Genomic DNA, 15,423 nt, shown 5'->3' on the forward strand with positions numbered 1-15,423 from the left:
AGTTAGTATCTTAAATCGGCATTTCTATGATCTTCAAGAATTTTGTTTGTATCGTGGTTTATTTTATCTAATGCCTCTTGCAATTCGCCCATGCTTGCTTTGGAATTTACAGAAATATCGCCGTTTGCTAATAAGTTCAAAATCGCACGATCCTGAGCACGTCCCCTAAGCATCGCTACTTCATAGCCTATGTTTTCATTAAAGGTCACCATAGCGTATTTGGAGTTGTACTGAAGCGGGAACTTTTTTTCAAGTAGCATTTCTAATTTTCTTTTTTCCTGAAAAATAGGGTCTGCAACATGTTCTTTCATTTCATGAAAATTGTCAATGGCTAAATCGGCAATAGCATCGGTGTCTTTTTTACGATGTTTTTCATAGGTTTTAAAAGTGGCCTCCCAATTTTCTAAATTCAAATTTAAAACCGAATCCAGTACCACAACATCTTCAAAAGCAGCATTCATTCCTTGGCCGTAAAACGGAACAATAGCATGGGCCGCATCGCCCATTAAAAGGGTGTTGCCTTTATAATGCCAAGGCGAGCATTTAATAGTGCCTAGTGGCGAAGTGGGGTTTTTGAAAAATTCGGTCGCCAAATTTGGCATGATTAGTAGGGCATCGGGGAATTCTTCTTTGAAAAAATCGAGAACTTTTTGCTCGGTATCCAGATTGTTGAAGTTATAAGTGCCTTCGGTGTAACTTAAAAATAGAGTTACCGTAAAGCTGCCATCAAGGTTTGGTAATGCAATAAGCATAAAACTTAGCCTAGGCCAAATATGAAGGGCATTTTTGTGAGCGAGATACTCACCGTTTTCATTTGGTAGAATACTCAGTTCTTTATAACCATAGCAGAGGTAGTCCTGAGAAAAACTAAACAGAAAATCACGATCCTGAAAATAACTTTTCCTAAGAGCAGAGCCAGCACCATCGGCGGCAATAATAACGTCGGCATCTTCAATGAAATCTTTTTGTGTTTCGCCATCTGTAAACAAAGCCGTAGTTTTTTCTAAATCAACAGACTGACACGTTTTATCAAAATAAAAATTGACATTTTCATGTTTTTCAGCTTCATCTAAAAGAAGGGCATTTAAATCGTTTCTTGATACAGAATTGATGTATTCATGTTTTCTTCCGCTATAATTTGATTGTACCGTATCACCATTTTTATCGTGGAGCATGCGGCCATGCATGGGAATACAAAGCGTCTTTACTTTTTCTTCTAAACCCACTAGTTTCATGGCTTTATTACCACGATCGGAAAAGGCTAAGTTTATTGAACGGCCAGAGCTTAATTTGGTTGTTCTAAGGTCTGGGCGTTTTTCGTAAACTGCAACATTAAAACCACGCTGCCCCAAACGCAAAGCGAGTAGAGCGCCACAAAGTCCAGCGCCAATAATAAGTATGTTTTGTTGTTTGTTATCCATGTTATTTAACTTTTAATGCGGTGACCGGGTTTAAATTATGGCGTACTTAAAATAGTTTTCAACTGCTCAACCAAAAGATATACATCTTGAAAGCTGTTATAAAAAGGCGTTGGAGCGCAGCGAATAACATCGGGTTCGCGCCAATCACTTATAATACCTGCTTGTGTTAATTGGTCGTGTAGCGTTTTATTAGCGTTTTTTACCTGAATGGATAGCTGGGCGCCTCGAGAATTAGGGTTCGTAGGTGTGATAATTCGAATGGTATCTTCGCCTAATTGTTTCAGTAAAAACTCAAAATAACTGGTTAATTTTTGTGATTTCTCTACAAGCCTTTCAATACCCACTTCTTCAAACAGGTCTAATGAGGCTTTAATGGCGGCCATAGATAGGATAGGCGGGTTGCTAAGTTGCCAACCTTCTGCTCCCGGAAGCTGATCAAAGTCATCACGCATGTTAAACCTAGTGGCTTTATTGTGACTCCACCAGCCCGTAAAGCGGTTTAGGTTTTTGTTATGAGCATGGCGTTCGTGAATAAAACAACCTGCAAGACTTCCAGGTCCTGAGTTTAAGTATTTATAGGTACACCAAACTGCAAAATCGGCTCCAGAATCATGTAGATTTAATACCACATTCCCTGCGGCATGAGCACAATCAAAACCTACTTTACATCCGTATTGATGACCAAGTTTGGTAATGCGTTTTAAATCGAAATATTGTCCTGTGTAATAATTGATACCGCCAATTAAAATGAGTGCAATTTGGTCGCCTTCTTTTTGGAGAATTGATTCTAAATCTTCGTAACGTAGTAACTCTTCATTTTCTCTAGGTTTCCATTGGATAACGCCTTCTTGGTCGTCAAACCCATGATGTCTGAGCTGTGATTCAACAGCATATTTGTCTGAAGGAAACGCATCGCTTTCAATTAAAATTTTATAACGAGATTTTGTGGGCTTGTAAAAGGAAACCATCATCAAATGAAGGTTGGTGGTAAGCGTATTCATAACAATAACTTCAATCGGTTTTGCACCGACTACATCAGCCATGTTTTTCGTTAAAAATTCATGATAAGCTAACCATGGTGTATCGCCTGTAGTATGACCTTCAACGCCTAGTTTGGCCCAGTCATCAAGCTCTTTATGTACATAAGCACTGGTTTGTTTGGGTTGCAGGCCTAAGGAATTACCCGTCATGTAGATGAGATTGTTTCCGTGCTTATCCTTAGGAAGATGAAATTGATTTCTATAAGATTTTAATTCGTCGCTTTCATCTTGTTCTAAAGCATATTCAAGACCTAGTTTATGAGTGAACACAGTGGAAATGTTTAGGGTTTATAACAAAAATACGGATTATAATGTTAGAAAAGAAGCTACTTTAAAGCACTTGTCAGTTTAGAAACGAGACTGTTTTAAAAAGGAAAAGCGCTTAAACCATTGATTTAAGCGCTTTAATATATATAGACGCATGACGCGGAATATTTAAAACTATACCTTATATACGTAAATATAATACGTTTTAGATGTCGAGTAACTGATTATTTATTTGGTTACCACGTTGACATCCGAAAAGTAAAGACGCCAAGAGTCTTCAGGTTTTTTGTGTTCTAAAGCCAATTTAAGCCCATTAAAATCTTGATAATTTTCAAAAGTGGTCATCATAGATGGTTCTTCTTGATTGGCTTTTCTGAAAATCCACTCGCGAATTAAATAATCATCATCATAAAAAATATCATAAGCATCGCCAGGGGTATAACCGCCTTTGTTAGGGTAGGTAATGGTTAATTTGTTAAGCTGCTTTTTATTTATTGGGGCTTCCGTTTTTGTTACTTCTGAAAAAGTTATATCGGAATCCCACACCAGCTGAAAAGGGATAAGCAACCAAAATTTATCGTTTATAAAACCGCGATCTGTTTGTGCTAATGTCGAATCTATTTTAGATCCGTTGTATTGTATAGAATCCCTTCTTTTATAATGCGTAATTTCATTGGTGTTCGGGTTCCATTTCCAAGCTCTTTCAAAGTGCATGCTGTCTTTGTCAACATTGAAAGTGAATTGGATTTCTGATACTTGGCTCCAGTTTTCGAAACCATGGGCATCCGCTATGTTTTGTGCGATGTCTTGAGGTGTTAATTCTTTTTTACATGCCAAGCACAACAAGGCTAAACATGAGATTATAAAAATGTTTTTCATGGTTATTTTTTTTCAAAGTTAAAAGAATTTTAGTGTCTTGAAACCATGAAAAAGATTAATGGCTGTCTTTTAATAGTTCTTTAGGGAAATTAGCTTTAAATCTATTAAGACGGGGAATCAATACATTTTTAATATAAGGGTTGTTAGGGTGGTTTTTTTCATAATCTTGATGGTAATCTTCTGCTACCCAAAATTTTTGAAAAGGATAAACCTCTGCGGCAATTTTAACCCCAAGTTGTTGCGCTAACGCCGATTTCTTTTCTAAGATTATTTGTTTTTGTGCATCGTTCTGATAAAAAATGATAGATCGATATTGCGAACCTTTGTCGTTTCCTTGTCCGTTTACCTGAGTGACATCTTGCGAAGCGAAATACACATCAACCAGTGTTTCAAAAGACACAATTTTAGGGTCGTATATAATTTCAACGGCCTCGGCATGGCCAGTTCTTCCGGTGTTGCTTGCTTCGTATGTTGGGTTTTTAGTGTGACCACCAGCATAACCAGAGATCGATTCCTCAACGCCTTTTACACTCTCGTAAATGGCTTCAACGCACCAAAAACAACCACTAGCAAAGTAGGCTTTTGCTTTGCCGTTTTCTATGGGTATTTCTACGGGGTTGGAGTTTATAACTTCTTGTTGTGCTGTGTTGCTTTGAGCGGAATTTTGACAACTAAAAAATAGGATAAAAGTTAAAAGTGGTAATATCTGTTTCATCATAAATAAGTTTCTTAAAGTATAGACGAAAAAATATAGGAAACCTTATTCTGATTTTAGTTTTATAGTTAAGTGATATGATGAGAAAGTAGTCATCTATAGCGCCTTTTAATGGCGTGTTCGTTAGGTTGAGCCTGTCGAAACCCTTATTCGTTATGGATTAAGAGATATTTCGACAGACCCAATATGACATATAATAGAATATCTATTTAAGCCTCAATTTAGGTTCTAATTGGTGCTATTTAGTTTCAACCAAAGGCACATCTAGAGCTAGTTCTGCATTAATTAAGTCGTCAATTTTATTGATGGCTTGAAGAAATTTTGCTGCTTCTGTCGCGGGAATAATCTTTTTCATTTTCTTATAATATTTCTTCTTAAGTTTGAGGTCTTCTGCCTTAAATGCAAGAAGGTCATTTACTAATTCATCTGCTTTTTCGTTAGAAATACTTTCGTAATTTTTAGCATAATCTTTTATTAAAGCTATTCTTTTGTTTTTAACAGAATGATTTTCAGTTTCGTATTGGTTGTATACTTCCCAAAAGGGTGCACTTTGCGTTTCGTTTAAAGTCATGACTTCAGTAATAGCCTCTTTTGTTTCAACGTCTAAGATAGAACGCGTCAATTCAACATAATCATTAGTTTGGGCATAGTTTATATAACTACTTAAAATGGCGGTAAGAATGAATAGTTTTTTCATTTAAAATGGATTTATTAATTAGTTTAGTAAATATAAGGGAAATAAAAAAAGCCTCCACAAAGTGAAGGCTTTAATATTTACAGGTGAAAACGGATTATTACAGTTTAGAAAACAGTTTTTCCATTTTTTCTCTTTGTTCTTCAGCTAAAATAGCGTCTACTAAAATACGACCACTATGCTCGTCTGTAATCACTTTTTTACGTGAAGCAATTTCAACTTGTACTTGTGGTGGAATAGTAAAGAATGATCCTCCAGAAGCACCTCTTTCAATTGGCACTACTGCTAAACCATTTTTTACATTAGTTCTAATTCTGATATAAGCAGCAACTAATCTATCATCAATTTGCTCTTTATATTCTTCAGATTTTTGAATTAAAGCTTGCTCTTCTTTCTCTGTTTCAGATAGAATAGCATCTAATTCACCTTTTTTGTGCTTAAGGTGGTTTTCACGCTCTTTTAAACGCTCTTTAGTTTCAGAGATAACTTCTTTCTTTTGCTCGATTTGAGCTTTGAATTCTTTAATGTGCTTTTCAGCTAATTCAATTTCTAATTCTTGAAATTCAACTTCTTTAGTTAAAGAATTAAATTCTCTGTTATTTCTAACATTTTTTTGTTGCTCGGTATATTTCTTAATTAAAGATTTAGATTCCTCAATTAAGTTTTTCTTTCCTGCGATATCGTTGTCAATTACTTCTAAATTAGAAATAAGTTTATCTAATCTAATGTTTAATCCAGCAACTTCATCTTCTAAATCACGAACTTCTAAAGGAAGTTCACCACGAACATTTCTTATTTCGTCTACACGAGAATCTATGAGTTGTAAATCGTATAAAGCTCTTAAGCGCTCTTCAACAGTTACTTCTTTCTTTTTGGCCATACTTTAAAAATACTTAACAGGATTGGTATTTGTCTTTGATAAAATGATTGCAAAATTAGTAATTTTTTTCTTAAGATATGCTACTAAAAGATTTTTTGTGTACTGTTCACTTTCATAATGTCCGATATCTGTGAGAAGAATGTTATTTTCAGCAGTAAAAAAATCATGATATTTTAAATCGGCTGTTATAAAGGCATCAGCACCAGCCGCTTTAGCCGCAGAAATAGCAAAACTACCCGAGCCGCCTAAAATTGCCACTTTTTTAATGTTTTTATTGAGAAAGGCAGAGTGTCGAATACATTCGGTATTCATTTTGTTTTTAACATATGCTAGGAATTTTTCTTCCTCCATAGCGGTTTCTAGTTCGCCAATCATACCAATACCTATGTCCTGATTTTTGTTTTCTAAAGTGGTAATTTCGTAAGCCACTTCTTCATACGAATGGGTGTCAAAAAGGGTGTGTAGTATTTTCGACTCCAGATGCTTGGCGAATGTTACCGATATTTTTGTTTCTTCTTCGGTATGTACGCGTCCTTTTTCTCCTAGAGTAGGGTTGGAATCTTCGTTACCATTATAGGTGCCGTAACCATCGACATTGAAACTGCATTCGCTGTAATTACCAATATTTCCTGCCCCGGCTTCAAATAAAGCACTACGTAATAAATGTGCTTCGTATTTTGGGACGTAAGTCACTAATTTTTTAATAGTGGCGTTTTGCGGAATTAAAACTTGCTTACCTGTTAAATTTAATTGGTTGCAAATCATGTCATTCACGCCTAACAAAGCATTGTCTAAAGCGGTATGTAAGGTGTAAATAGCAATATCGTGCTTAATGGCTTTTAAAACCACGCGCTCCACATAGGTTTTTCCAGTTATCTTTTTAAGTCCTTTAAAAATAATGGGATGAAAACTAACAATGAGGTTACAGTTCTCTTGTATGGCTTCATCAACAACAGCTTCAAGCGTGTCTAAAGCGACTAAAATCCCTGTAATTTCCGACTGTTTATCGCCTACTAACAGGCCTACGTTGTCAAAATCTTCAGCGTAAGCTAAAGGGGCTAACACTTCTAAATGATTGATGACGTCTTGAACGATCATATAATTTAATGGTATTGGTGTTAATTACCTTTTTATCATAAAAATAACATTTTAAAATTCGATCTTTTTCGCTTATACTTCAAAATAAAACTTAACCGTAGCTATGGCTATGCTTGCGTTTTCTTTTTAGTCTAAACAAAAAATACCTGCTTTTTATTAAAGTCATTTTACAGTGAAAATGGTATAACAAATATAAATATTATATTTTCGTTGTCATGAAAATTTTAAGATACCTATTGCTTCCTGTGGTTCCCATTTATTTTATGGTGACTTGGCTGCGGAATAAATTATACGATTTGGAGATTAAAAAGTCTAAATCTTATAATTTTCCTGTGATATGTGTTGGGAATTTAAGTGCTGGTGGCACGGGAAAAACACCCATGATTGAGTACTTGGTAAGGCTTTTGAAAACTAATTATAAGGTGGCTACCTTAAGTCGTGGTTATAAACGTAAAACAGAAGGTTTCGTGTTGGCCGATGCCCATGCTTCAGCGAAAGCTATAGGTGATGAGCCGTTTCAGTTTTACAATAAATTTAAAGCAGACATTCAGGTTGCTGTAGATTCTAATCGGCAACATGGTATCTCTAAACTGCAAGAATTGCCATCTAAACCAGACATTGTTTTGTTGGATGATGCCTATCAGCACAGAAAAGTAAAAGCTGGTTTTAATGTGCTTTTAACTACTTTTTCTAATCCTTATTTTAATGATATCGTTTTACCAACGGGCGACTTAAGAGAGCCGAGAGCAGGAGCAAAGCGTGCTAATGTTATTGTAGTAACTAAATGTCCTTCGGATTTAAATGCGGCTCAAAAGGAAACGTTTATAAAACGGATAAATCCTGAAAAACATCAGCACGTTTTTTTTAGTACCATTGCCTATTCTGAAACTTTATTTTCTGAAACTAATACCATAACCCTTGATGATTTAAAAACCTTTACTTTGGTTACAGGTATTGCCAATGCTACACCGTTAGTTCAGTTTTTAAATAAACAAGGTTTAAACTTTGAACATTTAAATTTTAGTGATCATCACGATTTTACAGCTCAGGAAATTGATAAACTTCGCGAAAAGCAACACATTGTAACTACCGAAAAGGATTTTATGCGATTAAAGCAGTATGATGTTTTAAAGGATAAGTTGTATTATCTGCCTATTCAGGTTAAGATAGATAACGATGAAAAATTTGATGACTTAATAACCAAATTTATTAAGCGTTATTAGACGTCTTTTTCTTTGAAGCTAAAGCATTATATAGTTTTTTCTCAAACTCATCTTGCTTAAATGGTTTTGGAATAATATCTGTAAATCCAGCGTCTTCAAATTCTTGCATTTTATCTTCTATCGTCACGGCAGTAAGGGCAAAAATGGTTAAGTCTTTATCAAATTCTCGAATACGCTTGGTCGCTTCAATACCACTTATGCCAGGCATATGAATATCCATAAGGATGATATTATAGTCATTCTGACGTATCATTTCAACAGCTTCCTCACCATTATCGATAACATCACAAGATAATTCCATTTTAGAAAGGATTTTTCTTGTAATCATTTGATTTATTTTATTGTCCTCTACCACAAGTATCTTAACCGTAGAGAGGTCTAGTTGCGATTTATCTATTTCAGGATAGTTTGATTTGCCTTCTAAAGCTTCTTCAACCGTTGTATGTTCTAAAGGTATTTCAAAAAAGAATGTGGTGCCCTTATTCAATTCACTATTAACGTATATTTTTCCTTTTAAAATATCTATTAAACCTTTAACAATAGAAAGTCCTAAACCGGTACCACCATATTTTCTGTTGATTTGAATGGAACCTTGAGAAAAACTTTCAAACATATGATCTTGTTTTTCTTGACTGATACCTATACCGTTATCTTCGATTTCAAAACGTAAGGTGTATATTTTATCGTTTTGGGCTATTTTATTAACACGAATCCAAATGTCACCACCTTTCGTAAATTTTATAGAGTTACCGATGAGGTTAATTAGAATTTGTGAAATTTTTAGCTGATCGGCAATGAAATTTTCAGCGAGATCGTGTGGGTATTCAAAATGAATTTTAATATCGTTGTCTTCAGCTGAATTATTTAAAGCCAAAATAATATTGGTGATTTTCTTTTTTAAATTGAATGGCTCGGGCTCAATATCGACTTTATTGGCTTCAATTTTGTTAATTTGAAGGATGTCGTTAATGAAGGTGAGTAAATAATCTCCCGAAAACTTTAAGGACTTTAAATGAGGTATTTGTTCCGGCTTCGGGTCTTCTTCGAGCAACATGTTGCTAAGTCCCGTTACAGCATATAATGGTGTTCGGAGTTCGTGGGTTACGGTAGAAAGGAAATTTGCTTTTGTTTTAGAAGCTAGTTCCGCTTTTTCTTTAGCTATTATTAATTCTCCATTTTTTTTATGGAGCATCGTGTTGGTTTTTAGCCTAATGTTATTGTTTTTATAAAGAGATAAGGTTAAAAGGGAAAGGATGGTAATTAATGCCACACTCAAAATAGAAATTAGTGTTCCTAAGTTTTTGTCTTCTTCTGCTTTTTCTAACTTTTCAACAATCTCGTTGTTTTTTTCTATTTCCTCATTCAGAAGATATTGTGTTTCTTGACTATTCGAAGAGTAGGTTCTGCTTAAACTACGAATGGAATCCGAGAGTTTTAGGTGGTCTTTCAAGTATTTTCTAGAAAGCTTATAGTTGCCAATACTATTGTATAAGTCACTAATTATTAGGTAGCTATCGTTGGTAACATCCATGTACTTATGATTGTTAGCAATATTTAAACCTTCTAAAGCCGAAACAATGGCTTTTTCTGTGTTGCCAAGCTTGCTATAAATAATCGCATGGTTGTTTAAAGCTTCACTTTGTGTTTTATAAAAATCGTAGTTTTTAGAAATCGCTAAGGCTTGTTCTGTAACGTCTCGAGATTTTTTGTAATTTCTTAATTGAAAATATACTTTACCTTCATGTAAGAGGGTTTCTGCAAGTTCTCGATATAAATTTTCTTCTTGGAATTTAGATTTTGCTGCGGTATAAGAATCTAAAGCAGCGTAGTAATCTTGTTTAGAAAAATATACATCACCGTAAATTTTATACGATGTACCCAAGTTTTTATTATCGTTAATAATGCGTTGGATTTCAATAGCTTTATTTAAAGATTTTAGGGCTTTGTCTTCTTGTTGTATGATAAGTTGTAAACGGCCTTTTAGTGCATAAATAACGCCTACACTTTTTTTATTGCCTACTTTTTCGGCAAGTTCTAAGGCTTCATCAAGGTTTTTTTGGGCGTTGTAATAATGGTAGTTTTCTAGTTCGGTTTGCGACTGACTAATGCGGTAATTGATATTATTTTGAACAATTTCAGGGTCTTGTTCAATAGGTATTTGCGCCGAGACTCTTGTGTTCAAGAGCAATACGATGATGTATAAGTAGGTCTTAAATTTTGACATGACGGTTGGTATTCAAAACAAATATAAACTTTTTACCGAGTAGGAGTTTCTTTTTCCGACAAATAACAAATTAAATCAATTATTCGTTTAGAATAGCCAGTTTCATTGTCATACCAACCAATTATTTTAACCATATTTCCTATTACAGAAGTCATTTGAGCATCGAATACACACGAATGGGTATTGCCAACAACATCTATAGAAACAATAGAATCTTCGGTGTATTCTAAAATGTTTTTATATTGATTTTGTGAAGCTTCTTTAAAAGCACGATTAATGTCTTCTGGAGAAACCGTTTTTTTTACATTAAAAGTAATGTCTGTTAACGAGCCATTAATAACTGGCACACGAATACCGCAGCCCCCTATAACATTTGAAATTTCAGGAAATATTTTAGTAAGTGCTTTAGCTGCCCCAGTTGTGGTAGGTACAATAGATTGCGCTGCAGCCCGTGACCTACGTAAATCTCGGTGCGGTACATCATGTAGACTTTGGTCGGTAGTGTAGGAGTGAACTGTGGTTATGTAAGCCTGGTCGATACCACAAAGTTTGTTTATGATATCAATCATGGGCGCTGCGTTATTGGTCGTACATGAGGCATTTGAAATGATGGTTTCACTGCCATCAAGTTCATCGGTGTTTACGCCTAATACAATGGTTTTTATGTCGTCATCTATAGGCGGAACACTTAAAATAACACGTTTTGCACCATTTTTTATATGTTCGTTTAATTCTGATTTGGTTTTGAATTTACCTGTGGATTCAATAACAAAATCGATGGCAAGGTGTTGCCAATTGATATTTTTTGGGTGAGCGGCATTTGTTAATGGTATTTTTTTACCGTTATATATGATGTGAGCTTCATCGGAAGCAAATTCACCTTTTAAAATACCATGTACACTGTCGTATTTTAATAAATGTGCTAAAGTTTTTGAATCAGATAAGTCGTTTATTGCAACAACTTCAATGTTTTCTTGCTCTTGAAGGAGTCGAAAAACACGTCTTCCTATTCTACCAAAACCATTGATAGCAACACGTATCATGATTAGTTAATGTGTTTTTGTGCTTTGTAAGAAGATCTCACCAAAGCACTACTTTCAACATGACGGAATCCTAATTCTAAACCAATTTCTTCAAACTCTTTAAATTCATCTGGGTTGATGAATTTTTTAACAGGCAGGTGTTTTTTGGAAGGTTGTAGGTATTGACCAATAGTTACAACATCAACATCTTGAGCTTTTAAATCGTGAAGGGTTTGGATCACTTCTTCTCGAGTTTCTCCTAGGCCGAGCATGATGCCCGATTTTGTTCTACGCTGACCTTGTTGTTTTAAGTATTTTAAAACGCCCATGCTACGATCGTACTGCGCTTGAATACGTACATCACGAGTTAAACGACGCACGGTTTCAATGTTGTGAGACACCACTTCTGGCGCGACGTCTATAATACGGTCAATGTGTTTTTCTATACCTTGAAAATCAGGAATTAGAGTTTCTAAGGTGGTTTCTGGGTTCATGCGTCGTACAGCTTTTACTGTTTCAGACCACATGATGCTTCCCATATCTTTTAAATCATCACGATCTACGCTAGTTAAAACGGCGTGTTTGATGTTCATGATTTTAATCGAACGGCCTACTTTTTCAGGCTCATCCCAGTCTACCGTTTCTGGTCGTCCTGTTTTTACACCACAAAATCCGCAAGAACGGGTACAAACGTTACCTAAAATCATAAAGGTAGCTGTACCTTCACCCCAGCATTCTCCCATATTTGGACAGCTTCCAGAAGTACAAATTGTATTTAATTTATACTTGTCCACTAAGCCTCTTAATTCAGTGTATTTTTTTCCTGTTGGAAGTTTTACACGAAGCCATTTTGGTTTTGGTGTACGTTCTGCTGGTAATATATTCGAGGTGATTTCGTTATTCATAATCTAAAAAAATAGAATGCAAAGATACAAAGTATTCTATAAAAATACGCTTATATGGTAGTGAGATACCAAACACTAAAAAAGATTAGAAATAATACGCCAATCGAACTAAGAACCTGAAGTTTTATTGAAGTATAACCTAATTTTTGAAGTATACTTATTATAAATTAATGTATGATTTATGAAGAGGGAAAAGATGCCGTTATAAAGGAACGTTAGATGTATTTTATAAAGATGCAAGCAGGAGTTTCAGCAAGCAATAGTCCCGGTCCAAGGTTTTTAAACTTAAAAGACATTATTTTTTTAAAATGATTTCGGCTAGAAGCTTTTTGGCACGTAGAAGTTTGACTTTTACGTTATTGATAGGATCATTAAGTTCTTCCGATATTTCTTTGTAACTCAATTCTTGAAAATAACGCAAGTTTATAATTTCTTGATAATGCGGTTTTAGCTTTTTAATATCCCTTAATAATTTGGCCAAATGTTGCTCGGTGATGAGTTTGTCTTCTGGAGATGGCGATTCGTCTAGAATATCAAAAACTTCACGGTTGTATTTCAATCCCACTTGCGAAATAGAATTCTTTTCTTTTCGAAGTAAATCAATATGAATGTTTTTTGAAATGGTAATGAGCCAAGTTTTAAATGTATAAGTTTCATTAAACGTTTCAATACGATCGAAGGCTCTCGAGAAGGTTTGAATGGTAATATCTTCAGCGTCATTTTCATTCTGTGTACGCTTAAGTTGAAACCCGTAAACATCATCCCAAAACATATCTAACAAATGATTAAAGGCTTTTTGGTCCTTTTGTTTGGCACTTTTGATAATGAGATCTATTTCCAATGCTTGGGTTTTGAAATGATATTATTTATAAAGATAGTTAATTGTGTAATGATTAAGAAAAATTCTAATAAAGGAAATAAAAGAATTAAATCGGTTTCTTTTAGCTTTTTTGAAGCTAGACCTAATATCAAATACTGTAAACTTAATCGTAGGACGAAGGCTCCTAGAATAATTTGCCACTTTATTTGGGCCATAAATAAAACAAGTGCTAAAACCCAAAACAGAAAATTTGATATGTATAATAAAGCTAAAAGGATCTTATGGGAAGCTTTGTAATGCTGTGCAGTCGAAACATGACGTCGTTTTTGAAGATACCAGGCTTTATAGCTTTTTTTTGGAACTGAAAGCGTAAAGCTGTTTTCTGAAAAAGCACAGGCTGTATTTTTTGGAGTAGCGACTTGGTTAACAAATAAATCATCATCACCAGAGCGTACCTTAATGTGATTAATAAATCCGTTAGCATTAAAGAACTCCTCTTTGGTGTAAGCTAAATTTCTACCAACCCCCATATATGGCATCCCTGACATAGCAAATGAAAAATAATTTACTGCAGTGATAAGGGTTTCGTAGCGGATAAGCTTGTTTAAAAATGAATTCTTAATTTTCAAATAGCCACCATAACCTAGTACAATACTTTTTTCTTTTGAAAAATGGTTGCTCATTTCTGAAATCCAATGGGTAGAAACAGGCTCGCAGTCAGCATCCGTAAATAATAAGTATTCATATTTTGCGGCTTTAATACCTAAGGTTAAGGCATATTTCTTATTGCCCCAAAAGGCCTCAATGCTCTTTATGTTAACTATTTTAATGTTGCTGTATTGGCTAGCGAATGCTTCGATGACGTCTAAAGTATCATCCGTGGAATCATCGTTTATAAGAACAATCTCAAAGTTTGGATAATCTTGTTCACAAATTGAGGGTAGAAATGTTTTTAAGTTTTCAGCCTCGTTTTTAGCGCAAATAATAACTGATACAGGAAGACTTGAATTATCACTCTGTTTATCTTTAGAAAACACAAATTTAGAGTAAACGCCTAAGAAAAAGATGGTTTGAATAGCTACTACCACTAAAAAGAGGTAGAGCAGAACAAAAAGTAGGGGCATAGACTAGTTACGAATGTGAAGTTTCATTACAATCGGCAAACTGATCTGGTGTTTTTCCACAAAAACCACAAGACTCACCTTCTTTATTAAGCATAGGGTTTTGACTCGCACAAGTACCAGCAAATTTGCCATCTTTTTTGGCCCAAATTTTAATCGCAATACCTGCAACTCCTAATCCTAACAGAACAATGGTAATTAATAAAAGTTTCATTTTAATCTTGTAATTGTTTGTGCAAAGATACGATTTTTAGATCATGAATATTATAAGATAATCTCCAAAAAAATGTTAAGACACTGCTAAAAAAGTAAGTCTTTGTTTATTAATTATTTGTACATTTAATACACTAATCGAATAACATATTATTATGAAAAAATTATTTGCAGAGTTTTTTGGAACGTTTTGGCTTGTTTTTGGAGGTTGTGGTAGTGCTGTATTTGCGGCTGGATTTCCCGAGCTTGGAATTGGTTTTGCTGGCGTAGCCCTAGCTTTCGGATTAACAGTTTTAACAATGGCTTATGCTGTAGGTCATATTTCTGGCGGACATTTTAATCCAGCCGTGTCCTTTGGCTTATGGGCTGGAGGGAAATTTGAAACCAAAGACTTGTTTGGCTATATTATAGCTCAAGTACTAGGAGGTATTGTGGCAGCAGGAGCTTTGTATGTTATTGTTACAGGGAAATCTGATTTTGAAACTATTGGAGGTTTTGCTTCAAATGGCTATGGGAATTTGTCGCCAGGAGGGTATTCTATGATGTCAGGATTTATAGCTGAATTTCTATTAACCATGTTTTTCCTTCTTATTATTTTAGGAAGTACGAATGAAAGAGCGCCTAAAGGTTTTGCCCCAATAGCTATTGGTTTAGGACTTACATTAATACATTTAATAAGTATCCCTATAACAAATACGTCTGTTAACCCTGCGAGGTCTACAAGTCAGGCTTTATTTGCAGGCGGTGCGTATATCACACAATTATGGTTGTTTTGGTTGGCGCCAATAGCGGGAGCACTTGTGGCAGGCTTTGTGCATAAAGCATTATTTGATAAAGAATAAAATTGTGATATTTCTATAATGAAAAAGCCTCGTTCTGTGAAGAGCGAGGCTTTTTTGAG

Annotated in this window: 15 protein-coding genes; 2 read left to right on the forward strand and 13 right to left on the reverse strand. The window is 34.9% G+C overall.

The annotated features are described in order from the left end of the window. Positions 1-2: 2 nt before the first annotated feature. From JJL45_RS06780 to JJL45_RS06810, 7 genes are all read right to left on the reverse strand, one after another. The gene (locus tag JJL45_RS06780; RefSeq protein ID WP_068602514.1) at positions 3-1,421 is read right to left on the reverse strand and encodes an FAD-dependent oxidoreductase; all 1,419 of its coding nucleotides are present in this window, start codon (positions 1,419-1,421) and stop codon (positions 3-5) included. A 35-nt stretch (positions 1,422-1,456) separates the two neighbouring features. After that, positions 1,457-2,731: a kynureninase gene (gene kynU / locus JJL45_RS06785; protein WP_068602513.1), complete on the reverse strand. Its 1,275-nt coding sequence runs from the start codon at positions 2,729-2,731 to the stop codon at positions 1,457-1,459. Positions 2,732-2,956: 225 nt separating this feature from the next. Beyond that, positions 2,957-3,607, reverse strand: coding sequence for a hypothetical protein (locus JJL45_RS06790; protein ID WP_068602512.1), 651 nt, complete (start codon positions 3,605-3,607; stop codon positions 2,957-2,959). 55 nt (positions 3,608-3,662) lie between these two features. Beyond that, a complete protein-coding gene (msrA, locus tag JJL45_RS06795) occupies positions 3,663-4,322 on the reverse strand; it encodes a peptide-methionine (S)-S-oxide reductase MsrA (protein ID WP_068602511.1) in 660 nt (219 codons plus the stop codon). 238 nt (positions 4,323-4,560) lie between these two features. Further along, on the reverse strand, positions 4,561-5,019 hold the full coding sequence (locus JJL45_RS06800) for a hypothetical protein (RefSeq protein WP_068602510.1): 459 nt from the start codon (positions 5,017-5,019) through the stop codon (positions 4,561-4,563). Positions 5,020-5,116: 97 nt separating this feature from the next. Further along, positions 5,117-5,896, reverse strand: coding sequence for a zinc ribbon domain-containing protein (locus JJL45_RS06805; RefSeq protein ID WP_068602509.1), 780 nt, complete (start codon positions 5,894-5,896; stop codon positions 5,117-5,119). A 3-nt stretch (positions 5,897-5,899) separates the two neighbouring features. Then, the gene (locus JJL45_RS06810) at positions 5,900-6,994 is read right to left on the reverse strand and encodes a Nif3-like dinuclear metal center hexameric protein (RefSeq protein WP_068602508.1); all 1,095 of its coding nucleotides are present in this window, start codon (positions 6,992-6,994) and stop codon (positions 5,900-5,902) included. A 215-nt stretch (positions 6,995-7,209) separates the two neighbouring features. Here JJL45_RS06810 and lpxK point away from each other — a divergent pair, with 215 nt between their 5' ends. After that, positions 7,210-8,217 (forward strand): tetraacyldisaccharide 4'-kinase, encoded by a 1,008-nt coding sequence (gene lpxK / locus JJL45_RS06815; RefSeq protein WP_068602507.1) that lies wholly within the window; start codon positions 7,210-7,212, stop codon positions 8,215-8,217. On the opposite strand, the gene JJL45_RS06820 is transcribed toward lpxK, so the two are convergent. The 6 genes from JJL45_RS06820 to JJL45_RS06845 form a co-directional block, all read right to left on the reverse strand. Next, the gene (locus tag JJL45_RS06820) at positions 8,204-10,441 is read right to left on the reverse strand and encodes an ATP-binding protein (RefSeq protein ID WP_068602506.1); all 2,238 of its coding nucleotides are present in this window, start codon (positions 10,439-10,441) and stop codon (positions 8,204-8,206) included. The genes lpxK and JJL45_RS06820 overlap by 14 nt on opposite strands. A gap of 32 nt (positions 10,442-10,473) precedes the next feature. Beyond that, positions 10,474-11,484, reverse strand: coding sequence for a type I glyceraldehyde-3-phosphate dehydrogenase (gene gap / locus JJL45_RS06825; RefSeq protein WP_068602505.1), 1,011 nt, complete (start codon positions 11,482-11,484; stop codon positions 10,474-10,476). 2 nt (positions 11,485-11,486) lie between these two features. Continuing rightward, positions 11,487-12,368, reverse strand: a complete 882-nt coding sequence (gene lipA / locus JJL45_RS06830) for a lipoyl synthase (RefSeq protein WP_068602504.1) — start codon at positions 12,366-12,368, stop codon at positions 11,487-11,489. A gap of 295 nt (positions 12,369-12,663) precedes the next feature. Then, entirely contained in the window at positions 12,664-13,209 is a 546-nt protein-coding gene (locus JJL45_RS06835) for an RNA polymerase sigma factor (protein WP_068602503.1), read from the reverse strand. After that, a complete protein-coding gene (locus JJL45_RS06840; RefSeq protein ID WP_068602502.1) occupies positions 13,200-14,312 on the reverse strand; it encodes a glycosyltransferase in 1,113 nt (370 codons plus the stop codon). The genes JJL45_RS06835 and JJL45_RS06840 overlap by 10 nt, the downstream gene beginning before the upstream one ends. 7 nt (positions 14,313-14,319) lie before the next feature. After that, the gene (locus JJL45_RS06845) at positions 14,320-14,523 is read right to left on the reverse strand and encodes a membrane or secreted protein (protein ID WP_067149645.1); all 204 of its coding nucleotides are present in this window, start codon (positions 14,521-14,523) and stop codon (positions 14,320-14,322) included. A gap of 154 nt (positions 14,524-14,677) precedes the next feature. Here JJL45_RS06845 and aqpZ point away from each other — a divergent pair, with 154 nt between their 5' ends. Continuing rightward, a complete protein-coding gene (gene aqpZ, locus JJL45_RS06850) occupies positions 14,678-15,364 on the forward strand; it encodes an aquaporin Z (protein WP_068602501.1) in 687 nt (228 codons plus the stop codon). Positions 15,365-15,423 lie beyond the last annotated feature (59 nt).

The organism is Tamlana sp. s12 (genome assembly GCF_016767215.1).
GTDB lineage: Bacteria > Bacteroidota > Bacteroidia > Flavobacteriales > Flavobacteriaceae > Pseudotamlana > Pseudotamlana agarivorans.

Excerpts from the sequence above, each read along its gene's own strand:
- JJL45_RS06790 (WP_068602512.1), bottom strand. The coding sequence starts at position 3,607 with ATGAAAAACATTTTTATAATCTCATGTTTAGCCTTGTTGTGCTTGGCA.
- gap (WP_068602505.1), bottom strand. The coding sequence starts at position 11,484 with ATGATACGTGTTGCTATCAATGGTTTTGGTAGAATAGGAAGACGTGTT.
- aqpZ (WP_068602501.1), top strand. The coding sequence starts at position 14,678 with ATGAAAAAATTATTTGCAGAGTTTTTTGGAACGTTTTGGCTTGTTTTT.
- lipA (WP_068602504.1), bottom strand. The coding sequence starts at position 12,368 with ATGAATAACGAAATCACCTCGAATATATTACCAGCAGAACGTACACCA.
- JJL45_RS06820 (WP_068602506.1), bottom strand. The coding sequence starts at position 10,441 with ATGTCAAAATTTAAGACCTACTTATACATCATCGTATTGCTCTTGAAC.
- JJL45_RS06805 (WP_068602509.1), bottom strand. The coding sequence starts at position 5,896 with ATGGCCAAAAAGAAAGAAGTAACTGTTGAAGAGCGCTTAAGAGCTTTA.
- JJL45_RS06845 (WP_067149645.1), bottom strand. The coding sequence starts at position 14,523 with ATGAAACTTTTATTAATTACCATTGTTCTGTTAGGATTAGGAGTTGCA.
- JJL45_RS06780 (WP_068602514.1), bottom strand. The coding sequence starts at position 1,421 with ATGGATAACAAACAACAAAACATACTTATTATTGGCGCTGGACTTTGT.
- JJL45_RS06800 (WP_068602510.1), bottom strand. The coding sequence starts at position 5,019 with ATGAAAAAACTATTCATTCTTACCGCCATTTTAAGTAGTTATATAAAC.
- JJL45_RS06810 (WP_068602508.1), bottom strand. The coding sequence starts at position 6,994 with ATGATCGTTCAAGACGTCATCAATCATTTAGAAGTGTTAGCCCCTTTA.
- JJL45_RS06840 (WP_068602502.1), bottom strand. The coding sequence starts at position 14,312 with ATGCCCCTACTTTTTGTTCTGCTCTACCTCTTTTTAGTGGTAGTAGCT.
- lpxK (WP_068602507.1), top strand. The coding sequence starts at position 7,210 with ATGAAAATTTTAAGATACCTATTGCTTCCTGTGGTTCCCATTTATTTT.
- msrA (WP_068602511.1), bottom strand. The coding sequence starts at position 4,322 with ATGAAACAGATATTACCACTTTTAACTTTTATCCTATTTTTTAGTTGT.